Origin of the sequence: Halomonas sp. AOP13-D3-9, from assembly GCF_052379125.1 — a bacterium.
GTDB lineage: Bacteria > Pseudomonadota > Gammaproteobacteria > Pseudomonadales > Halomonadaceae > Vreelandella.
In genome coordinates, this window is the sequence record NZ_JBQSYH010000016.1 from 15,979 (window position 1) to 38,330 (window position 22,352).

Below are 22,352 nucleotides of genomic sequence, written 5' to 3' on the forward strand. Positions count from 1 at the left end.
ACCCGTTATATGTGCGGATCACCTGCTAGACTGGATACGAGCCTGATTCACCGTAGGCGTCGGCATTAATGACTTTACCCAGGAGAAGCAAATGGGATCCAAAGAAGAGAGGGACGTAGAGAAAGGCTATCCGAAGGCCGATTTTGTGGCCAAGCTAAGACGACTGGCTGATGCCATCGAGAACGGGGAACGTTTCGATATTCAGATTGCAGGCGAGCGCATCTATGTCCCCGTTCGCGCCGAATTCACCATTGAACACGAACGCTCAGATGATGAAGAGGAAATTGAATTTCAGATCAAATGGAAAAATGAGTAGTGTCTGAATTGAATTGAATTGCGTGCGTGATAACAAGGCAGCTTCGCTGCCCTCCCGCGGGTGCTCGCTACTCGTTACCACGCGCTACATAAAAACCTCTTCCTAGCCAGGCTTTTAGAGCGTGCCACAAGCGCACTTCTCTCATTCAGATTCAAATATCAGGTAACCGGAATCACCACCACTTGTTGGTAGGCGGGGCGTTCGGCGATTCTTTGGTACCAGCGTTCTAGATGGGGGCGCGGCTGCCAGGTTAAGCCGATATGCCATAAGTTGTAGATAAAGGGTGCAACGGCAATATCGCCCAGGCCAAAGTCATTGCCCGAAAAGAACGCTTGCTTGGCCAGCACGTTATCCATCAACTCAAACAGCTCTTCACACGCTTGCATACCCGTTTCAAGAGCGGCGTGATCGCGTTTTTCGGGTGGGGTTCTGACGTAGCCCATTAGGATCGTGCGGTGCCTGGGTGACAGGGTGCTGTTCGACCAATCCATCCACTTTTCAGCCTGTGCCCGTTCGGCGGGGGCTTCGATCCATAGCTTGCTTTGCCCGTACTGGGCGGCAAGGTAGCGAATAATCGTATTGGATTCCCACAGTACGCTGTTGGTGGCGTCATCTTTGAGTAGCGGCACTAGCCCGGTGGGGTTCATAGCCAGGTATTCCGGCGTGTTATTCACCCCGTGCTCAAGCCCCGCCTGGATCTGTTCGAACGGCAGTTCCAGCTCTTCTAGCACCCAGAGCACTTTCTTAACGTTGGTGGAGTTGTTGCGGCCCCAAAGCGTGATCATGGTAGTCCTTGTATATGAGCAGTTTCTTTAAGTTTGCCCGCCCTTGAGGTCGGAGACAAGCTGTGGCTTTGGTGGGATAGCTGGGGCGGCTTCGCCGCCCTCCCGCGGGTGCCTCGTGTTGCTCGTTCCTCGCAAAACTCGTTACCACGCGCTACAAAATCTCGCTCCTCACCACTTACGATTCACTCCTCACCATTCACTCCTCACCATTCACCCTCTTTATCCTGATAAAACTGCATCAGGCTTGAGAAGTCGAGTTTGCCGTTGCCCTTGGCTTTATGCAGGGTAAAGAGTGAGCGGGCGGCGGAGCCCATGGGGACTGCGGAGGCGCTCTGCTGACTGACATCCATGGCGAGGCCTAAGTCCTTGATCATCAGGTCGACTTGGAAGCCGCCCTGGTAATTATTAGAAGCCGGTGCGTTTTCCATGACGCCTGGGTAGGGGTTGTAAACATTGAGTGCCCAGTTGCCGCCGGAGCTCTGCTTCATGATTTCGGAAAGCACCGCGGGATCCAGGCCGTTTTTAACCCCCATATTGATCGCTTCGCAGGTGCCCGCCATCAGGATAGAGAGCAGCATATTGTTGCAGACTTTGGCCACCTGCCCTGCGCCATGGCCTCCAGCGTGGAAGATGTTTTTGCCCATGGCTTCCAGCACCGGTTTGGCCAGCCTGAACTCGACCTCGCTGCCGCCCACAATAAAGGTCAAGGTGCCCGCTTGAGCGCCGCCCACGCCACCGGAAACCGGCGCATCGACAAACCCGATACCCAGCTTCTCGCCCTCTTCAGCAACGCCTCGGGCAGTGGCACCGTCAATGGTAGAGCAGTCGATGACCAGCGCTCCCCGCTTGATCACTTCAAACAGCGGCGCATCGTCTTCAATATATAGCCCGCGTACATGCTTTCCGGCGGGCAGCATTGAAATGATAAAGTCGGCATCGGTGGCAGCTTCCTGGGCCGAGAAAGCCACTTCACAGCCATTCGCTTTGGCGGTCTCTTGCGCCTCTTGAGAAAGATCAAAGGCGCGCACGTCAAAGCCAGCTTTTACTAGGTTGGCAGCCATGGGGCCGCCCATATTGCCCAGGCCGATAAATGCGATAGTGTTCATTTTATTATCCTTATTAGCCGGTAATGGGAAGATTATATTAGCGTAGATCCGCCAGCGGATTTTGCGACCATGCGGAAGATAGTAGCTCGTTGATAAAGCTCTCCTCTACCGAGGCCACATCGGGATACGTCCATGCCGGTTGGCCGTCTTTATCGACCAGCAGCGCGCGAACGCCTTCAGGAAATTCACGGTGGCGGCAGCACTGTACCGAAAGCGCCATCTCGGATTGGAACACTTCCGCGAGCGACATATGCTTGGCGCGCTTTAGCTGCTCATCGATTAACTTAACAGAGACAGGGCTGCCGTGGGCCAGCGTTTGCTGGGCTTTGACAAACCACTTATTGTCGCTTTTTACCGCCGTAATGGCGGCGACAATTTGTTCTACGCTGTCGTGATCCATCAACTCACGAATCAGCGGTGAGTGTTGGTAAACGGGCGTTTCCAGCTCGGCGAATACCGGCTGCGATGTTTGCTCAAGCTCCCGCATAATGCGGTTAACCACACCGTTGGCATCGGTATGTTCACCGGCGCCCCAGCGCGCGTCGGTCAGTTGCTGCAGCATAGCGTCACGGTGGTGGCTGGCGATACAGCGGTCAGCCAAACCTAGATGAACGGCATCTGGCGCATTGATCTGGCAGCCGGTCATGGCTAGAAATCGCCCTGCGCCGTTGGGAAGCCGGTTTAAAAACCAGCTGGCGCCTACATCCGGGTAGAGGCCGATAGTGACTTCCGGCATTGCCAAACGCGAGGTCTCGGTCACGACACGGTGGCTACTGGCGCTTAACAGCCCCATGCCGCCGCCCATCACAATACCATTGCCCCAGCAGATCACCGGCTTGGGGTAGGTGTGCAGCAAAAAGTCGAGCCGATACTCGGTCTCGAAAAAGCGCTCTGGGAAGCTGGGGTCGCCCTCGCCAGTAATGGTTTTATAGAGGTTGACGACATCGCCACCGGCACAAAAGGCTTTCTCACCGGCGCTATCTAGCAGTATCGCCACGACCCGCTCGTCGGTAGCCCAGCTACGCAGGTGGGGCAACATCTCTTCACACATCTCAAGGGTTAACGCATTTAGCGAGCGCTCGGCATTGAGCTTAACTTCGCCTATGACGTGGCCATCATCAGTGGGGTGTTCGGTAAACAGTACGCTGCTCATTGGCTTTCCTTATCCTCTTACAGCTCGGTGGCGCCATCTGCTAGCACTCGGCGAGAGATAATCAGGCGCATAATTTCGTTGGTGCCTTCCAAAATGCGGTGTACCCGGGTATCACGCACATAGCGCTCCATGGGGTACTCCTTGATATAGCCGTTGCCACCGTAAAGTTGAAGCGCTTCGTCGCACACTTTAAAGCCCACATCGGTAGCAAAGCGTTTGGCCATGGCACAGTAGGTAGGGGCGTCGGCGTGGCCTGCATCTAGCTTGGTGGCGGCCATACGCACTAACTGGCGTGCGGCGACCAGCTCGGTGACCATATCGGCCAAGCGGAACTGCAGCGCCTGAAACTCGGCCAGGTGCTTGCCGAACTGTTTGCGCTCCAGCATATATTCCCGCGCTTTGTTAATCGCTTGCTGAGCGGTGCCGATGGAGCAGGTAGCAATATTGATCCGGCCACCGTCGAGGCCCTTCATGGCAATTTTGAAACCGTCGCCTTCGTTGCCTAGTAGATGATTGGCGGGCACGCGCACGTCTTCAAAGGTGATCATGCGCGTGGGCTGACTGTTCCAGCCCATTTTCTCTTCTTTGCGCCCGTAGCTGATACCGTCGGTTTTGGCATCTACCGCAAACGCCGAGACCCCGCTGGCACCTTCACCGCCGGTACGTGCCATCACCACCAGAAAATCGGTGCTCCCGGCGCCGGAGATAAACATCTTGCTGCCATTGATTAGGTAGTCGTCACCGTCACGCTTCGCCGTGGTTTTAAGCGAGGCAGCATCCGAGCCTGAATTGGGCTCGGTTAAACAGTAAGAGCCCAACAGCTCACCCGTGGCCAGCCGTTCGCCCCACTGCTCTACGGCTTCCGGTGTGCCAAAATCCGCCAGCATCCAGGTGACCATATTGTGAATGGTTAGGTAGGCCGTGGTTGAGGTGCAGCCCATGGAGAGCTGTTCAAAGATGATGCTGGCGTCCAGGCGCGAAAGGCCTAATCCACCGACGCTTTCCGGGGCATACAGGGAGCAGAAACCCAGCTCGCCCGCTTTACGAATCACATCAACGGGGAAGAACGAGGTTTGATCCCATTCGGCGGCATGGGGCTCCAGTTCGTTTTGGGCGAATGCCCGCGCCATATCGGCAAAGGCGACCTGGTCTTCGTTAAGCTCAAAATTCATGGCGCATCTCCGCGAGTGTACGTGCACACTGGCTGTTGTCGTTGTAATTGACGTTTACGTTAACTTATCTATTTACTCGACCACAAGCAACATGCCAGCGCTTGCGACCTTAGGTGTAGGCACTCAACGGTTAGATAGAAAAAAGGGCGCCAAACGGCGCCCAACAAGAAGTATTTATAAGTACGGGACAGAGAGAGTGCTATTTAAAAAAGCGCTTACTTAAAGTTTTTGCGGTACATCTTGTCGAGCTCACCGATGATGCCGCTACGGAAGCTGAGTACACAGACCACAAAAATAATGCCGAGAATGACGCTGACCCAGTTGCCCAGCGGCGACTGCGCCAGGATATGCTGCAAGCTAACCACAATGCCCGCGCCCATCAGCGGGCCCAGCAAAGTGCCCACGCCGCCCAGCAGCGTCATCAAAATCACCTCACCCGACATATGCCAGTGCGCATCGGTCAGTGAAGCCAGCTGGAAAACCACGGTTTTCGTCGAGCCTGCTAACCCCGCCAAACCCGCTGAGATGATAAACGCAACGAGTTTATAGGCGTCGGCGTTGTAGCCTAGCGATACCGCCCGGGGCTCGTTTTCACGAATCGCTTTGAGCACCTGGCCAAACGGCGAATGCACCGTGCGCTGAATCAGCGCGAAGCCAGCGATAAATATCGCGAAAACAAAGTAGTACATCGCCAGATTGCTACTCAGGCTGATCACCCCAAATAGGTCGCCACGGGGCACACCATGCAAGCCATCCTCACCACCGGTAAACGGCGCCTGGACAAACATGAAGTACGCCAGTTGGGCGATCGCCAAGGTCACCATGGCAAAATAGATGCCCTGACGACGTATAGAAAGCACCCCAAACACTACGCCAAGCAGCGTGGCTAGCAAGGTGCCAGCGATAATACCCAGCTCCGGCGTAAGCCCTGGGTAACTTGCCAGCAGGTAGCCGGTCACATAGCCGCCGGTCGCTAAAAAGGCCGCATGGCCAAAGGAGAGCAACCCCGCATAGCCCAGCAGCAGGTTAAACGCACAGGCAAATAGCGCGAAACAGAGCACTTTCATTAAGAACACGGGGTAGGCCAAAAACGGCGCGACCAAGCCCACCACAATCAATGCCAGATAGAACATATTGCGACGAAACTTCGCCCGCTTTTGCCGCTCCAGCACCGCGGACGGCGCCGCTATTGTTTGCGATTCTGTCATGTTTATGCCTCCTTACCGAACAGCCCAACAGGGCGCAACATGAGCACAAGGATCATGACAAGAAAGATCACTGTATTCGCGGCTTCTGGGTAGTACACCTTGGTCAGCCCTTCGATGATACCCATGGAGAGACCGGTAATAATGGCGCCTAGAATCGAGCCCATACCGCCAATTACCACGACCGCGAACACCACGATCAGCAGGCTTGAGCCCATGGTCGGCGATACCGGATAGAGCGGCGCAGCCAGTACCCCGGCAAACGCAGCCAAAGCAACCCCAAAGCCGTAAGTTAGCGTTATCAGCAGCGGCACATTGACGCCAAACGCCTGCATTAGCTGCGAGTTCTCCGTACCCGCACGCAGGTAAGCCCCCAACCGCGTGCGTTCGATCATAAACCAGGTAAACAGGCACATCGCCAGCGCCGCCACCAGCACCCAGGCGCGGTAAGTGGGCAGGAACATAAAGCCCAGGTTCAAACCACCCTGAAAAATTTCCGGCGTGGCGTAGCGCGCCCCGGAAACACCGAAGAAGTTGACCAGCGTACCTTCAAAAATCAGCGCCAAACCAAAGGTCAGCAGCAGCCCGTAAAGGTGATCTAAGTGCGCGATCCTGCGCAGTAAAAAGCGTTCCAGCAGCACACCGAAGGCACCGACCACTAAAGGAACCAACAGCAGCGCCAGCCAGTAGTTAATGCCCAGGTAACGAAAGCCTAACAGCGCGGCGAAGGCCCCCAGCATGTATTGCGCCCCATGGGCAAAGTTAACGATCTTCAACAGGCCGAAGATGACCGCCAGACCCAGGCTAAGCAGTGCGTAAAAGGCGCCATTCACAAGGCCCAGCGTTAGCTGCCCCATGAAGACGGCCATTGGCACGCCGAATATCATCATCATGATACGACTCTCCTCGCCGTCAAGCGGTTGGCGGCCACTTGCCGCCAACCGGTTCTAAACGCCACCTACAGTGGCTCGGCCTATTCAGTGGGAACAGCCTAGTTTTGCACTAGCTTGCACTGACTTTCAGACAGCGGGCGATAGGCTTCTTCGGCGGGAATGGTGCTGAGGATTTCGTAAAGGTCCCACTCACCGGTGGACTCTTCCGGCGTTTTCACCTGGGCCAGGTACATATCGTGAATCATGCGGCCATCTTCACGAATAGTGCCGTTGCGGGCAAAGAAGTCTTCAACTGGCATCTCGGCCATTTGCGCGCGCACGGTTTCTGGGTCGTCGGTGCCTGCAGCTTCAACGGCTTTCAGGTAGTGCATGGTGCTGGAGTAAATACCCGCTTGAACCATGGTCGGCATACGGCCTACTTCATCGAAGTAGCGCTGCGCCCACTCGCGGGACTGCTCATCCATATCCCAGTACCAGCCGGTCGTCAGCAACAGGTTCTGAGTAGCTTCGAGGCCAAGGGCGTGAACGTCGTTCAAGAAAATCAACAGGCCGGCAAGCTGCTGTCCGGATTGCGTCAGGCCAAACTGGCTGGCCGTGGTGATGGCATTAACCGTATCGGCACCGGCGTTCGCCAAGCCAACAATTTTCGCGCCGGAGCCTTGCGCCTGAAGGATGTACGACGAGAAGTCGTTCGTGGGGAATGGGTGGCGTACGCCGCCCACAATTTCACCGCCGCTCTCTTCCACTACTTTGGTTACGTCGCCCTCCAATGCATGGCCAAAGGCGTAGTCAGCAGTCAACATAAACCACGTATCCCCGCCCTGCTCTACAACGGCCTTGGCCGTACCATTAGCCAGCGGATAGGTGTCGTAGACCCAGTGAATATGGTTAGGGGTGCAGTGCTCGTTGGTAATACTCGAAGCCGCAGAGCCGGAGACGATGCCCAGCCCGTTGTTCTCTTCCAGCACTTTGGTGACCGCAATGGACACAGAAGACGCCACTAAGCCGCCGACCATATCGACGTTATCCTGATCGATCCAGCCACGCACGGTGTTAGCACCCACGTCTGCGCTATTGCGATCGTCTGCACTGGAAATAACGATGGATGCGCCGTTGACACTGCCGCCAAAATCGGCCACCGCCATTTCCATGGCGGTTAAACCGCCCGGACCTGCGAGGTCGCGATAAGTGCCGGACATATCGGCCAGGTAGCCAATGCGCACTTCGCCATCGCTCATATCCGCCTGGGCAGTGGACACAGCGAGGCTTGAAGCTGCCGCGACGGCAATACTGGCGGTCAGCGTTTTTTTCATAAAGGTCATGTTCGTCTCCTGGCCCTTGGGGGCCCATTTGTTATTGTGCGGTTGTTGTTCAGCTGTTGTTTAGTTATTGAGCTGCTGTGATGCTACGGTTAATAGCAAAACGAAAAAGTCTTCGGAGCAAGGTGGTGCTAGCGTGCTTTTTGGTGCGTTATACCCCCAGCATTGAGTTGAGATGTTCCCGCCGCGATGGCAGCTGCGCGGCACTGATTTCTTCGACAATCTGACCGTGATCCATCACGAAGTGGCGGTCTGCCAGCGGCGCCGCGAAGCGGAAGTTCTGCTCTACGAGCACAATGGTCATACCGCGCTCTTTAAGCTGAACCAGCACTTCGGCCAGCTTCTGCACGATAACCGGCGCCAGCCCTTCGGTAATTTCATCCAGCAGCAGCATGCGCGCACCGGTGCGCAAGATACGCGCCATGGCTAACATCTGCTGCTCGCCACCGGAAAGCCGCGTGCCCTGGCTTCGACGCCGCTCATAGAGGTTAGGAAACATGGCGTAGATTTCATCCAGGCTCATACCACCTGAGCGAACCGTTGGCGGCAACAGCAGGTTTTCATGCACATCCAAACTGGCAAAAATGCCGCGCTCTTCTGGGCAGTAACCAATCCCTAAACGCGGAATATGGTGCGGCTTCATATGCAGCGTTTCATTGCCGTTAATCACAATCGAGCCAGTGCGCCGCCCCACCATGTTCATAATTGATTTCAGCGTGGTGCTTCGCCCGGCGCCGTTGCGCCCTAACAGCGTAACCAGCTCGCCGCGTTTCACATCGAAATTAACGCCGTGCAGGATATGCGACTCGCCATAAAAGGCGTGCAGATCCTGCACCCGCAACATTTCCAGGCTTTGAACAGTATCGATAGGCGCCTGCGCTTCAGCGGTATTCATACGGCAGCTCCTTCTTCTTCCGCAGCGTCGCTGCCCATATAGGCTTCACGTACCAGTGGGTTACGAGAAACAGCCTGGTAATCACCCTCGGCCAAAACAGCGCCTCGCGCCAACACGGTGATGCGGTCGCACAGACGGCTAACCACACTTAAGTTATGCTCCACCATCAATACCGTGCGCCCTTGAGACACGCGCTTGATCAGCGCCACAATGCGATCCACATCTTCCGCGCCCATGCCCTGGGTCGGTTCATCCAGCAGCATCATGGTGGGGTCTAGCGCTAACGTAGTAGCCAACTCAAGTGCCCGCTTGCGCCCGTAGGGCATTTCCACGGTTAGGGTGTCGGCGTACTCCCGCAGCCCCACTTCTTCTAGCAATTCAAGGGCGCGCTCGTTGAGGTGATCCAGGGATTTTTCTGACTTCCAGAAATGAAACGAAGTGCCCAGTTTGCGTTGGAGTGCTACCCGCACGTTTTCCAGCGCGGTCATATGGGCAAACACCGCTGAAATCTGAAACGAACGCACCAAACCTAACTGAGCAATTTCATTGGACTTTTTACCCGTGATCGACTTGCCACGATACAAAATATCGCCGCGGGTAGGCGGCAGAAATTTGGTCAATAAGTTAAATACGGTGGTTTTACCCGCACCATTGGGGCCTATCAGCGCGTGTATATGCCCTTCCTGTACCTGGAGATTGACATCGTCCACGGCGGTGAAGCCGCGAAACTCTTTGGTCAGCCCTCGGGTTTCGAGGACAGGTCCCTGAAGGACATCGTTTGCACTCATAGAGTGGCAAGCCTCTTATTGTTGTTGTGCTAAATCTTTACAGGTAAGCAGATGTGGCTGCCACTGCCTTACCTGAACGTAAGGTGTATGTGCAAACTAGCAACTCTCGCTATGGCAATACAATTACAACTTTGGTCTATCGACGAGATTCTCTTACCTAAACAAACATATTAAAAACATAAATATCAATTGGTTAAATACATTCAACGCTTTTAAACTGCTAGCAATTATTACTTTACGTTAACGTAAACTTGTTTTAGCCTCAGTGGCAGTGTTCCATAGAAGGTATATCTTAGGAATGATCCTTAGGAATGATTGTTAACAACATGCCTTTTTGAGAGAACGTCGCCATGAGCAGAACTTACTCGATTAGCGAACTGGCCAACGAGTTTGACTTGACCACCCGCAGCATCCGATTTTACGAAGACCAGGAGTTGCTTCACCCCACCCGTCGCGGGCAGACCCGGGTCTACAGCAGCAAAGATCGGGTGCGTCTCAAGCTGACCATTCGCGGCAAGCGACTGGGCTTCTCTCTGGCTGAGATTCGCGAGCTATTCGAGCTATGGGACGAAACCCGCAGCGGCAGTAAAAAGCAGCTGCATTTAATGCTCAGCAAGATAGCCGAGCGCCGGTCGGCTCTCGACCAGCAGATGAAAGACATCACGATGGTGCAGTTAGAGCTTGAAAGCGCCGAAATTCGCTGCCGCCAAGCGCTCGAAGAGCTAAATGAAAAAGGGCCACACGAAAAACAGCATGAAGAGGAGCGCACGGGTACTGCTGATGGTTCTTCCGAAAAAAACGCAACCTCTTCCGCCACCATGCACTGACTCAGCGCCCGTTCATCTCTAACGCCAGCTCGACTCGCCGACACAGCTAGCCAGCATAGTTAGCAAACACCAATAATTAATAGCAGGTGATTGACCATGTTTTCACACTACTCAGAACTTAATTTTGGCCTCGATGATGAGCTGAACATGCTGCGTGAGCAGGTCAACGCCTTTGCTTCCAGCGAGATTGCTCCCCGCGCTGCTGAAATCGACCGCAATAACGAGTTTCCCAACGATTTGTGGAAGAAGTTTGGCGATATGGGGTTGCTGGGCATTACCGTCTCCGAAGAGGATGGTGGCAGCGGCATGGGCTATCTTGCCCACTGTATCGCTATGGAGGAGATCTCCCGGGCCAGCGCATCGGTAGCGCTCTCTTACGGCGCCCACTCCAACCTGTGCGTTAACCAGATCAAGATCAACGCCTCCCCCGAACAGAAAGCCAAGTACCTCCCCAAACTAATCAGCGGCGACCACGTGGGCGCTTTGGCCATGTCCGAACCCGGCGCAGGCTCTGATGTGGTCTCAATGCAGCTACGAGCCAAGCAGAGTGGCGATCACTATATCCTCAACGGCAATAAAATGTGGATCACCAACGGCCCCGATGCGGACGTGCTGGTGGTGTACGCCAAAACAGATCCAGACGCCGGTTCCAAAGGCATCACCGCCTTTATTATCGAAAAAGGCATGCCCGGTTTTTCAACGGCTCAGAAGCTCGACAAGCTGGGTATGCGTGGCTCCAACACCTGCGAGCTGGTGTTTCAGGACTGCGCCGTGCCCGCTGAGAATATCCTCGGTGGCGAAGGCAAAGGCGTGCGGGTTCTGATGAGTGGCCTGGATTTTGAGCGCACCGTGCTCGCCGCTGGCCCCATTGGCATCATGCAGGCCGCCATGGATGTGGTGATGCCCTATATCCATGAGCGTAAGCAGTTCAACCAGTCGATTGGTGAGTTCCAACTGGTGCAGGGCAAAGTGGCGGATATGTACACCACCCTGAACGCCTGCCGCGCCTATTTATATGCCGTTGCAGGTGCCTGCGACCGCGGCCAAACCTCGCGCAAAGACGCCGCTGGAGTGATTCTCTACTGCGCGGAAAAAGCCACTCAAGTGGCGCTGGATTCGATTCAGTTGCTCGGCGGCAACGGCTATATCAACGAATACCCCACCGGGCGCCTGCTGCGTGACGCCAAGCTGTATGAGATCGGCGCAGGCACCAGCGAGATTCGGCGGATGCTAATTGGTCGCGAACTCTTCACCGAAAGTAAGTAAGGGTCCTGTCATGAGCTCCATTTCCACTCAGATCAACCCGCGCAGCGATGTGTTTCAAACCAACGCAGCCTCAATGCTCGGTGAAGTGAACAAACTGCGTGAACTGACCGCCGCCATCGCTCAAGGTGGCGGTGCCAAAGCCCGCGAACGCCACGAAAGCCGGGGCAAGCTGTTTGTCCGCGACCGCATCGATCACTTGATCGATGAAGGCTCGCCGTTTTTAGAGTTCTCCGCCCTGGCGGCCCACAACATTTACGACAGCGAGATACCCGCCGCGGGCGTGGTCACCGGTATTGGCCGCGTTTCCGGCGTCGAATGTGTGATCGTTGCCAACGACGCCACGGTCAAAGGCGGCACCTACTTTCCGCTGACGGTGAAAAAGCATATTCGTGCCCAGGAGATTGCCCGCAAGCATCGCCTGCCGTGTATTTATTTGGTCGATTCCGGCGGCGCATTTCTGCCCCGCCAGGATGAAGTTTTTCCCGACCGCGACCACTTTGGGCGCATTTTCTATAATCAGGCGACCATGTCCGCCGAAGGCATTCCACAAATCGCCGTGGTCATGGGCTCCTGCACCGCGGGCGGCGCTTATGTGCCTGCGATGGCGGATGAGTCGATCATCGTCAAAGAGCAGGGCACGATTTTCTTGGGTGGCCCACCGCTGGTAAAAGCCGCTACGGGTGAAAGCATTAGCGCTGAAGACTTGGGCGGTGCGGATGTTCACGCCAAGGTCAGCGGCGTGGCCGACCACTACGCGGAGAACGACGCCCACGCACTGCAGCTTGCCCGCGCCTGCGTGTCACGGCTGAACTGGCAAAAGCGTGGCAAGCTCGCCATGCAGGCGCCAAAACCACCCAAGCTCGATCCTTCCGAGCTCTACGGCATTGTCGGCACCGACCTTAAAAAGCCCTACGACGTGCGCGAGGTGATTGGCCGCATCGTCGACGACTCCGATTTTGACGAGTTCAAACGCTACTACGGCGAGACCCTGGTCACTGGCTTTGCCCATATTCATGGCTACCCGGTGGGTATCGTAGCCAACAACGGCGTGCTGTTTTCCGAAAGTGCGGTTAAAGGCGCGCACTTTATCGAGCTGTGCGCCCAGCGCAAGATTCCGCTGATCTTCCTGCAGAACATCACCGGCTTTATGGTCGGCTCCAAGTACGAACACGAAGGTATTGCCAAGCACGGCGCCAAGCTGGTCACCGCCGTGGCCTGCGCCAAGGTGCCCAAATACACCGTACTGATTGGCGGCAGTTTCGGTGCTGGAAACTACGGTATGTGCGGTCGCGCCTACGACCCCAACCTGCTATTCATGTGGCCCAACGCGCGTATCTCCGTGATGGGCGGCGAACAAGCGGCGGGCGTACTGGCCCAGGTGAAGCGCGAGCAGCACGAGCGTGAAGGCCGCGAGTGGAGCAAAGAGGAAGAAGAAGCCTTTAAGCAGCCCACCCGTGAGCAGTATGAGCATCAAGGTCACCCTTACTACGCCAGCGCCCGCTTATGGGATGACGGCGTGATTGATCCGCTGCAAACCCGCGATGTGCTCGGCTTATCATTAGCGGCAGCCATGAATGCAGAAGTCGAAGAGACGCGCTTCGGCGTGTTCCGGATGTAAGGGGGTCTTACCATGGCTTACTCAACACTGACTATAGAAGAGGGTGTGGCGCGCCTGACCTTAAACCGCCCCGAGGTGCATAACGCTTTTGACGACAGCCTGATCGCTGAGCTAAACGCGCACCTTGACCAGTTGCATACGTTGGCCGAATCAGGCGATGTGCGCGCGGTAGTGCTGGGTTCAGAAGGCAAAAGCTTCTCTGCGGGTGCCGATCTGAACTGGATGAAGCGCATGGTCGATTACGACCTGGAGGATAACCTCGCCGACTCCCGCAAGCTTGCCGCATTGATGCACGGTCTCGACACACTGCCCTGCCCCACGCTTTGCCGCGTGCAAGGCGCGGCTTTTGGCGGCGCGGTGGGGCTTGCCGCCTGCTGTGATGTGGTGATTGCCTCAGGGAAAGCCAAATTCTGTCTGTCGGAAGTCAAGATTGGTCTTTCCCCCGCCGTGATCAGCCCTTACGTTCAGCGCGCCCTTGGTGAGCGGCAAATGCGCCGCTATGCGCTAACCGCCGAGGTGATAGACGCAGAAATGGCGCTCGCCTTCGGATTAGTCCACCAGGTGGTCGAACACGATGCGCTGGATAGCGCGGTCGACGACATGCTTACCACTCTTCAGGCGGGTTCACCCCAGGCCCAGCGCGCCACTAAAGCGCTGATGGGCGCGGTAGCTCAAGCGCCAGACAGTGACGCCACTCGAGAACACACCTGCCAGGTCATCGCCAAACTTCGGGTAAGCCAGGAAGGCCAAGAGGGTTTATCCAGTTTCTTTGAGAAGCGCCGCCCCGTCTGGGCCGATTCTAATAACACACCTCACGCTTCGGAGCGTCGCCCATGAAAAAACACCAAAAAGCCGCTCGCACGACGCCTTTTGATACCTTGCTGGTCGCTAACCGTGGCGAAATAGCCTGCCGTGTGATGCGCACTGCACGCCGGATGGGGCTAAAAACCGTCGCGGTCTACTCTGACGCCGATGCCAGCGCCCGCCATGTGCGTGAAGCCGACGAGGCCGTGCGCTTAGGCCCTGCCGCTGCGCGGGAAAGCTATCTCAATATTGATGCCGTGATTGACGCCGCCAAGCGCACCGGCACCGGCGCTATTCACCCCGGCTACGGTTTTCTTTCCGAAAACGGTACCTTCGTCAAAGCCCTTGAAGAAGCAGGCATTACCTTCGTCGGCCCGCCCGCCTCGGCGATTGCTGCCATGGGCGATAAATCCGCTGCTAAAGCGCGCATGGCCAATGCGGGCGTGCCGCTGGTGCCGGGCTATCACGGCGACGATCAGGACGACACCCTGCTGCGCAGCGAAGCCGACAAAATCGGCTACCCAGTAATGCTCAAAGCCAGCGCCGGCGGCGGTGGTAAAGGCATGCGCGTGGTTGAGTCTGGTGATAGTTTTCAGGCCGCATTGGATGGCTGCCGCCGCGAATCCAAAGCTGCTTTTAGTGATGACCGGATGCTGATCGAGAAGTATCTGGTACAGCCCCGCCATGTGGAAGTGCAGGTATTTTGCGACCGCCATGGCAACGGCGTTTACCTGTTCGAGCGGGACTGTAGCGTTCAGCGGCGCCACCAAAAAGTCATTGAAGAGGCTCCCGCACCCGGCATGACGGCGGAGCTGCGCAGCGCCATGGGCGATGCCGCGGTGCGCGCCGCCCAGGAGATCGGCTACGTAGGCGCAGGCACCGTCGAGTTTCTTTTAGACATTGATGGTTCGTTCTACTTTATGGAGATGAACACTCGCCTCCAGGTCGAACACCCCGTCACTGAGATGATCACCGGCCAAGATTTGGTCGAGTGGCAGCTGCGCGTCGCCATGGGCGAACCACTGCCCTGCTCTCAAGATGAGCTGACGATCACCGGCCATAGCTTTGAAGCGCGTATCTACGCCGAAGACCCGGATCAGGATTTCCTTCCCGCTACCGGCCTGCTCAACCGTTTCGCGCTGGATTTAGAAGGTGCTGGTCTAAGCGGCGACCAAGTACGTTTGGATAGCGGTGTAGAGAGCGGCGATACGGTGTCAATGCACTACGATCCCATGCTCGCCAAGCTGATCGTTCACGGCGCCGATCGTGATGCAGCGCTGGCTACACTCAACCGCGCCTTGGCGGCGCTGGATGTACAAGGTGTCGTGACCAACCGCGCCTTCCTAATGCGCCTGGCAACGCATCCGGGCTTTAAGAACGTGGAGCTGGATACCCGCTTTATCGAGCGCAACGAAGCGACGCTGTTTGCTCCCCGAACTTACAGCATGGAGGCCTACGCCAGCGCGGCGCTGATTGGCCTGAATCAATTGGCTCAGGAGTGCGAAAGTGACTCCCCCTGGGATCGCCATGATGGCTTCCGCCTAAACGCACCCCACACCATTCGAATCGCGCTGTGTGACCAGGCAGATATAAAAGCCGCTGATAGTGACGAGACAGTGGTGATCGTCGAAGGTAAACGCAATGCTGGCGAGGCGCTGTGGAACCTGACTATCGGCAATGACACCCTCACCGCAAGCCTACAGCCGCTCACTGGTGATGCAGTTGCGGTCACGCTAAACGGCCACCGCCGCCGCCTGCAGGCCCGCCGCGATGGGCATGTGGTGGTGATGGCCGACCCCAGCGGTGAAACGCGCCTGTTCTGGCGGCGCATTGATGCCATCGATCATGGCCACCACGAAGCGGAATCCACCCTGACGGCTCCCATGAACGGCACCGTAGTTGCCCTGCTGGTGGAACCCGGCGTGGCGGTTGAGAAAGGCATGCCGCTAATGGTCATGGAAGCCATGAAAATGGAGCACACCATGACCGCTCCGGCGGACGGCAGCGTGGAAACCTTCCACTTCCAGGCCGGCGATACGGTCAGCCAAGGCGCTGTGCTACTCGATTTTGCGGCCAACGAATAAAGGAGCTCTGTATGGCATTGCGCCCATCCACCCTACCCCAGCACGTTCGCCTGTTTGAAATGGCCCCCCGGGACGGCCTACAAAACGAGCCAGGAGGGATAGTACCCACGGCGACCAAAATTGCCCTGATCGAGCGGCTTGCCAAGGCGGGTATGACGCATATTGAAGCCGCCAGCTTTGTGTCACCCAAATGGGTGCCGCAAATGGGTGACGCCATCGAAGTGATGGCCGGTATTAAGCGCCAACCCGGCGTGGTTTACTCAGCGCTCACGCCCAACCTGAAAGGGCTTGAAAACGCCTTATCCGTTGGCGTTGAAGAGGTCGCAGTGTTTGGTGCTGCCTCTGAAGCTTTCTCGCAAAAGAACATCAACTGCTCGATTGCCGAATCGCTGGCACGCTTTGAACCGGTGCTCAAGCGCGCAGGCGATGCTGGCGTACGTGTACGCGGCTACGTCTCCTGCGTATTGGGCTGCCCTTATGAGGGCGAGATCGCGCCAGGCAAAGTAGCCGAAGTCACCAAGGCGCTTTATGAGATGGGATGCTACGAGGTGTCACTCGGCGACACCATCGGCGTCGGCACACCGCTGGCCGCCAAGCGCATGATTGAAGCCGTTCAGCAACAGGTGCCGATTGAGTTCCTGGCCGCCCACTTCCATGACACCTACGGTATGGCGCTGGCCAACCTCTACGCAGTAATGGAAGAGGGCGTCAGCGTGATTGATGCGGCGACGGCAGGCCTCGGCGGCTGCCCCTACGCCAAGGGCGCCTCCGGCAATGTGGCCACCGAAGACGTGCTCTACATGCTTGAAGGGCTGGGGATTGAAACGGGTATCGACCTGCAGGCAGTGATCGATACCGGCTTTTGGATCACTGGCGAGCTAGGCCGCAAGCCGAGCTCCAAAGTCGCCCTGGCAAAAGGCCCTAGCCAGTAAAATTAGACATTATCAATAAAATAATAAAAGCAGCTAACTATCCTCTGCCTTCCCGCTCGGACAAGAAAAATATCGGAGAGTCTCAACATGGCATCATCTGCTCTTACCCAACCCAGCTACTCCAGCAGCATGGCGGACAAACCGCTGCTAGGTATGACCATTGGCGATAAATTCGACCAGATCGCGACGCAATACGCCGATAACGATGCGCTGATTGTGCTGCACCAGAATATTCACTGGAGCTATCGCCAACTTCACGAAGAGGTTAACCGCTGTGCCCGCGCCCTGCTCTCCATTGGGGTTAACAAGGGCGACCGCGTGGCCATCTGGGCGCCCAACTGCAGTGAATGGACGTTAACTCAATTCGCCACCGCCAAAATTGGCGCCATTTTGGTCAACATTAACCCCTCCTACCGCACCCATGAGCTGGAGTACGCGCTGAATCAGTCCGGTGCCCGTTTTCTGGTCACTGCCAACAGCTTTAAAAGCTCTGACTACAGCGCCATGCTGTATGAACTGGCACCAGAATTAAAAGCCAGTAACGATGGCGAGCTGAAGTCACAAAAGCTGCCCGACCTTGAGTGCGTTATTAATTTAAGCAGCGAAAAGCTCAGCGGCATGTGGCGCTGGTCTGACCTGATGAAAGAAGCCAATAAGGTTAGCCAAACCGATGTTGACGACCTGCAGGCAACGCTGCAGTTTGATGATGCGATCAATATCCAGTACACCTCGGGCACCACGGGCTTTCCTAAAGGTGCAACGCTTTCCCACCACAATATTCTCAATAACGGTTTTTTTGTGGCGGAAAGCATGGGCTTTACCAGCAAAGACCGTTTGGTGATTCCGGTGCCGCTTTATCACTGCTTTGGCATGGTGATGGGCAACCTGGGCTGTATGACCCACGGCGCCACCATGATTTACCCGGATGAGGGCTTCGATCCCGGCAAAGTACTTAAAGCGGTTCACGAGCAGAAAGCCACCGCGCTCTACGGCGTGCCCACCATGTTTATCGCCGAGCTTGAACACGAGGGTTTTGCTAGCACTGACTTCTCCACACTGCGCACCGGGATTATGGCGGGCTCGATCTGCCCTGCGGAAATCATGAAGCAAGTCATCAATAAGATGAATATGAAGGGCGTGCAAATCGCCTACGGCATGACGGAAACCAGCCCGGTCTCCACTCAAACGGGTGCCAACGACAGCATTGAGAAACGCGTTTCCACCGTGGGCCGTACCCAGCCTCACTTAGAGAACAAAATTGTCGACCCCGGTAACGGCGGTATCTTGCCACGTGGTGAAATCGGCGAGCTGTGTACCCGCGGCTATAGCGTAATGCTCAAGTACTGGAACAACGATAAAGCCACCGCCGAGGCCATCGACGAAGCGGGCTGGATGCACACCGGCGACCTCGCCACCATGGATGAGGAGGGCTACATCCAGATCGTCGGCCGCATCAAAGATATGGTCATTCGCGGCGGCGAGAACGTCTATCCCAAAGAGATCGAAGAGTTTTTATACGCCCACCCGGCGATTTCTGAGGTACAGGTTACCGGCGTGCCGGATAAGAAGTATGGCGAAGAGCTGATTGCCTGGGTAAAACTCAACAGCACTGCCGATGAGGTCACCGGTGAAGAATTGCGTGAATACTGCAAGGGCAAAATCACTCACTTCAAGATTCCGCGCTACTTCAAGTTCGTTGACGAGTTCCCGATGACCGTCACCGGCAAGATTCAGAAATTCAAAATGCGTGAAATTTCCATTCAAGAGTTGGGCTTGGATCAAGAATCGTAAGCGATGATCCCCTCCAACCCTTTAGCCGACCACTATCAGCGCGCCCTGCGCGCTGATGAGATATTGGCGCAGATTGACGCCCACTACCCCGCTGGCCCCACGCTGCATCAACTGGCCCCTTTGGATCAGCTGCATATTGGCGGCGTGGCGGCCTCTACTCGGCTGCTGGCACGCCTCAACCCTGACACCCACAAAGTACTGGATATCGGCGCGGGGCTGGGCGGATTAATGCGCCAGGGCGCTGCGATGGGTTTTAAGGTGACTGGGCTGGATATTACGCATGGCTTCAGTGCACTGAACAAAGCGCTGAGTTTACGGGTTAACCAGACTGACGCGTTACCACTCACCTGGGTAACCGGTAACGCGAGCGCCCTGCCATTTGCCAATAGCAGCTTTGATGCCGTGCTCTTTCAGCACAGCCTACTCAATATGCCCGATGCCACCAAGGTAATCGCAGAAAGCCAGCGTGTTCTGCGCCCTGGCGGGCAGCTAGTGATGCATGAAGTCATCAGCGGCCCCAATGTGGCACACCTTCGCTACCCGGTGCCCTGGGCAGCCTCTTCCGAGCACTCCCACCTACTGACTATTACAGGGCTGACTCGACTGCTGGAAACAGGCGGTTTTCTACTTGAACACGTGGAAGACTGGAGCGAAATCGCCTTGGAATGGCGCCAACGCCAGCGGCAAAAGGAGCAGACGCCACGGCAAGCGGTGCTGTCACCCCAATGGATATTTGGCGAACGCTTTCTGACTATGGGTAAAAATTTAGTCGATAACCTAGCTCTTGGCGCAATTAAAGTGGTGGAAATCCAAGCCAGTTGCTAACCTGAATAGCAATAGCTTTTCCTCCCTACCCATGGCAAAACGATAATAGATGGGTACGAAACGATAGGTGTATAAGAAATGCCAATCAAACGCTTGGCAAGCACCCTGCTCTGCTGCTCTGTTCCCTGGTTTAGCAGCTACGCCGACGATACCCCGCCGGTCATGGCCTATACCGCACCCAATAGCGAACTGATGCAGCTTGATAACGGCGTTATCTTAGAAGGCAGCGATCTTCAAAGCCTTGATAACTATACTAGCGGTTTTCGAGTCACCGCAGGCTTCAGCCCCTGGCGGCTCCCCCAACTCGATATCGGTGCTGAAATTGCCTACCGGGAAAGCGAAGAAATCGCCACTTCCTCTGGTGTCAGCCCGCTGATTATGGATACGTTGAGCTTGGGAGGTGCCGTTATTGCCGGTATTCGCATGGGCGCTTTCAGCGTCTATGCGAAGTCCGGCATCACGGAATGGCGAGGTGAAAGCGACCTGAAAGGTGCCGATGAAAGCGGCACTGCGATGCTACAAGGTTTCGGCGCCACCGTGACGATTAACCGACTCGTCAGTCGTTTGGAGTACGAACGCATCGACGCTCCCTCCCTCAACCACCTCAATATGCTAAGCGCTTCTCTGCATCTGCCTTTTTAGTTTTCACCTACACGTTGAACATTATCGCGATCTTGGTCTGGCGGTGTCCAAATAGGCACATCTTCCTGTTGCGGTTCTGGCCAATCCTGCTGCATGGCACTATTCAGCGACTCTTCCAGCTTCATAAATAGCTCACCATAGCGGGGACTGAAGCTGATGCCCTCTTCGATATCTTTCCAGGCGGCAAACAGCTCGTCTTCATGGGCATCTTCGTTCTGCACAAAGGCCCAGGTCATCTGCTTCGCTCGCATGGGGTGCACGCCCATAGCCGTCAGCGCGTGACCACCCAGCTCTAGCGCTGAGTGGTAGGTTTCACTGATCACGTCGTCGGCGCCCGCATCACGCAGCTGATAGCCATGCCCACGGTCGAAGGCACGGGCCAACACCCACACTTGGGGGTAGGCATGCTTCACATGCTTAACCATCTGCACGGCACGCTCACGATCATCTAAGGCGATAACCAATAGCCGAGCGTGCTCAATCCCTGCGGTCTCAAGCAAATCGGAGCGACTGGCGTCGCCAAAGTAGCTTTTGATGTTAATTTTTCGCAGGTTCTCGATCTGCTCAATCTCCAGATCCAGCGCCACGATGGGGATATTATTGGCGCGCAGCAAGCGGCAGATAATTTGTCCAAACCGCCCTACCCCCGCCACGATAACCGGTGCCTGCTCCTCAATGGCATCGGCTTCGCGATCATCGTTTTTAGCGATAAGGTAGCGCGGCAGCACCAGTCGGTCATAGGCAATAAATAGCAGCGGCGTTAAGAACATCGATAGCGCCACAACAAGTGAGAGAATCTGGGAGATATCAGTAGGAATCACGCTGTTTTGTACGCTGTAGGTTAGCAGCACAAAGCCGAATTCACCGGCTTGGGCAAGGCTTAACGTAAATAGCCAGCCGTTGCTGCCATGCACGCGGAATAGCAGCGCCAAGCCCAGCAAAATAACACCTTTGACAACGATAACCGCCACGCCTAACGAGAGTACCGTGCCCCACTCTGCCGCCAGCACCGAGAAGTTGATGCCCGCGCCGACGGTAATAAAGAACAGCCCCAGTAGCAGCCCTTTGAAGGGCTCAATATTGGCTTCCAGCTCGTGCTTAAACTCGCTATTGGCCAGTACCACGCCGGCCAGAAAGGCCCCCAGGGCAGGAGATAGATTGACCACACTCATCAGTGCGGCGATGCCAATGACCAGCATCAGCGCCGTAGCGGTAAACACCTCGCGCAGGCCAGAGCCAATCACATAGCGAAACAGCAGCGGCACTAAATAGTAGCCCCCGGCTATCACGCTGGCGATAGCGGCGACGACCACCAAGGCGTGTGCCCAACCGGGCAAATGGGTGACCAAGCTTAAGCTGGCATGGCCATCATCGCCGCCCGCGCCCATTAATTCCGGCAGCGCCAGCAGCGGAATCAGCGCCAGCATTGGGATCACCGCAATATCCTGGAACAGCAGTACCGAGAAAGCGCTGCGCCCGCCTTCAGTTTTGGCGAGCCCTTTCTCATTGAGTGTTTGCAACACAATGGCCGTGGAGGAGAGCGCAAAAATCAGCCCCACCGCCAGGGCGGTTTGCCACACAAGCCCCAGCCACCAAGCAATGGCAGTGCCAGCAGCGGCCGTTAGCACTACCTGAAGCCCACCCAGACCGATCAGCCTAACGCGCATCGCCCAAAGGCCCTTGGGGTCAAGCTCCATGCCCACCAAAAATAGCATCATCACCACGCCAAACTCGGCAAAGTGCTGAATGGTGGTGGTCTCCTGCCCCACTAGCCCAAAAATGGGGCCAATCACCACCCCAGCAACCAAATAACCCAGCACTGACCCCAGGCCAAAGCGCTTGGCCAGCGGTACCGCAATCACCGCGGCGACAAGGTAAATAAAAGCTTGAATAAAGTAGCCGGTCATCGAATTCCCTTAACGTAAATCAAC

20 protein-coding genes are annotated in these 22,352 nt (G+C 56.1%); 10 read left to right on the forward strand and 10 right to left on the reverse strand.

What is annotated here, in order from left to right; translation table 11 throughout:
- The first annotated feature begins 91 nt into the window (after positions 1–91).
- On the forward strand, positions 92–316 hold the full coding sequence (locus ACT3UM_RS17335; protein ID WP_064233106.1) for an amphi-Trp domain-containing protein: 225 nt from the start codon (positions 92–94) through the stop codon (positions 314–316).
- 158 nt (positions 317–474) lie between these two features.
- Here ACT3UM_RS17335 and ACT3UM_RS17340 read toward each other — a convergent pair whose 3' ends face one another.
- From ACT3UM_RS17340 to ACT3UM_RS17380, 9 genes are all read right to left on the reverse strand, one after another.
- A complete protein-coding gene (locus ACT3UM_RS17340) occupies positions 475–1,101 on the reverse strand; it encodes a glutathione S-transferase family protein (protein ID WP_498900833.1) in 627 nt (208 codons plus the stop codon).
- 203 nt (positions 1,102–1,304) lie between these two features.
- Complete coding sequence (gene mmsB, locus ACT3UM_RS17345) at positions 1,305–2,207, reverse strand: 3-hydroxyisobutyrate dehydrogenase (RefSeq protein ID WP_498900835.1); 903 nt, start codon at positions 2,205–2,207, stop codon at positions 1,305–1,307.
- A gap of 37 nt (positions 2,208–2,244) precedes the next feature.
- Positions 2,245–3,360, reverse strand: coding sequence for an enoyl-CoA hydratase/isomerase family protein (locus tag ACT3UM_RS17350; RefSeq protein ID WP_498900837.1), 1,116 nt, complete (start codon positions 3,358–3,360; stop codon positions 2,245–2,247).
- Positions 3,361–3,377: 17 nt separating this feature from the next.
- Entirely contained in the window at positions 3,378–4,532 is a 1,155-nt protein-coding gene (locus ACT3UM_RS17355) for an acyl-CoA dehydrogenase family protein (protein ID WP_498900839.1), read from the reverse strand.
- 215 nt (positions 4,533–4,747) lie between these two features.
- Positions 4,748–5,740: a branched-chain amino acid ABC transporter permease gene (locus ACT3UM_RS17360; protein WP_498900841.1), complete on the reverse strand. Its 993-nt coding sequence runs from the start codon at positions 5,738–5,740 to the stop codon at positions 4,748–4,750.
- A 2-nt stretch (positions 5,741–5,742) separates the two neighbouring features.
- Positions 5,743–6,630, reverse strand: a complete 888-nt coding sequence (locus ACT3UM_RS17365; RefSeq protein WP_498900843.1) for a branched-chain amino acid ABC transporter permease — start codon at positions 6,628–6,630, stop codon at positions 5,743–5,745.
- Between the two features lie 98 nt (positions 6,631–6,728).
- Positions 6,729–7,952, reverse strand: coding sequence for an ABC transporter substrate-binding protein (locus ACT3UM_RS17370; protein WP_498900845.1), 1,224 nt, complete (start codon positions 7,950–7,952; stop codon positions 6,729–6,731).
- 148 nt (positions 7,953–8,100) lie between these two features.
- The gene (locus tag ACT3UM_RS17375; RefSeq protein ID WP_498900847.1) at positions 8,101–8,844 is read right to left on the reverse strand and encodes an ABC transporter ATP-binding protein; all 744 of its coding nucleotides are present in this window, start codon (positions 8,842–8,844) and stop codon (positions 8,101–8,103) included.
- Entirely contained in the window at positions 8,841–9,632 is a 792-nt protein-coding gene (locus ACT3UM_RS17380) for an ABC transporter ATP-binding protein (RefSeq protein WP_498900849.1), read from the reverse strand. Before ACT3UM_RS17380 ends, ACT3UM_RS17375 begins: the two co-directional genes overlap by 4 nt.
- A gap of 350 nt (positions 9,633–9,982) precedes the next feature.
- On the opposite strand from ACT3UM_RS17380, the gene ACT3UM_RS17385 reads away from it, so the two are divergent.
- From ACT3UM_RS17385 to ACT3UM_RS17425, 9 genes are all read left to right on the forward strand, one after another.
- On the forward strand, positions 9,983–10,459 hold the full coding sequence (locus ACT3UM_RS17385) for a MerR family transcriptional regulator (protein WP_498900851.1): 477 nt from the start codon (positions 9,983–9,985) through the stop codon (positions 10,457–10,459).
- Between the two features lie 96 nt (positions 10,460–10,555).
- Positions 10,556–11,725, forward strand: coding sequence for an isovaleryl-CoA dehydrogenase (locus ACT3UM_RS17390; RefSeq protein WP_498900853.1), 1,170 nt, complete (start codon positions 10,556–10,558; stop codon positions 11,723–11,725).
- A gap of 10 nt (positions 11,726–11,735) precedes the next feature.
- A complete protein-coding gene (locus tag ACT3UM_RS17395) occupies positions 11,736–13,343 on the forward strand; it encodes a carboxyl transferase domain-containing protein (RefSeq protein WP_498900855.1) in 1,608 nt (535 codons plus the stop codon).
- Between the two features lie 12 nt (positions 13,344–13,355).
- The gene (locus tag ACT3UM_RS17400; protein WP_498900857.1) at positions 13,356–14,180 is read left to right on the forward strand and encodes an enoyl-CoA hydratase/isomerase family protein; all 825 of its coding nucleotides are present in this window, start codon (positions 13,356–13,358) and stop codon (positions 14,178–14,180) included.
- The gene (locus tag ACT3UM_RS17405; RefSeq protein ID WP_498900859.1) at positions 14,177–16,231 is read left to right on the forward strand and encodes an acetyl/propionyl/methylcrotonyl-CoA carboxylase subunit alpha; all 2,055 of its coding nucleotides are present in this window, start codon (positions 14,177–14,179) and stop codon (positions 16,229–16,231) included. The genes ACT3UM_RS17400 and ACT3UM_RS17405 overlap by 4 nt, the downstream gene beginning before the upstream one ends.
- A gap of 11 nt (positions 16,232–16,242) precedes the next feature.
- Positions 16,243–17,163, forward strand: a complete 921-nt coding sequence (locus tag ACT3UM_RS17410) for a hydroxymethylglutaryl-CoA lyase (protein WP_498900861.1) — start codon at positions 16,243–16,245, stop codon at positions 17,161–17,163.
- Between the two features lie 87 nt (positions 17,164–17,250).
- Positions 17,251–18,954: an AMP-binding protein gene (locus ACT3UM_RS17415; protein ID WP_498900863.1), complete on the forward strand. Its 1,704-nt coding sequence runs from the start codon at positions 17,251–17,253 to the stop codon at positions 18,952–18,954.
- 3 nt (positions 18,955–18,957) lie between these two features.
- Positions 18,958–19,779 (forward strand): class I SAM-dependent methyltransferase, encoded by an 822-nt coding sequence (locus tag ACT3UM_RS17420; RefSeq protein WP_498900865.1) that lies wholly within the window; start codon positions 18,958–18,960, stop codon positions 19,777–19,779.
- A 78-nt stretch (positions 19,780–19,857) separates the two neighbouring features.
- Complete coding sequence (locus ACT3UM_RS17425; RefSeq protein WP_498900867.1) at positions 19,858–20,421, forward strand: hypothetical protein; 564 nt, start codon at positions 19,858–19,860, stop codon at positions 20,419–20,421.
- Here ACT3UM_RS17425 and ACT3UM_RS17430 read toward each other — a convergent pair.
- Complete coding sequence (locus ACT3UM_RS17430) at positions 20,418–22,328, reverse strand: monovalent cation:proton antiporter-2 (CPA2) family protein (protein ID WP_498900869.1); 1,911 nt, start codon at positions 22,326–22,328, stop codon at positions 20,418–20,420. The two genes, ACT3UM_RS17425 and ACT3UM_RS17430, sit on opposite strands and share 4 nt — an antisense overlap.
- Between the last annotated feature and the right edge of the window lie 24 nt (positions 22,329–22,352).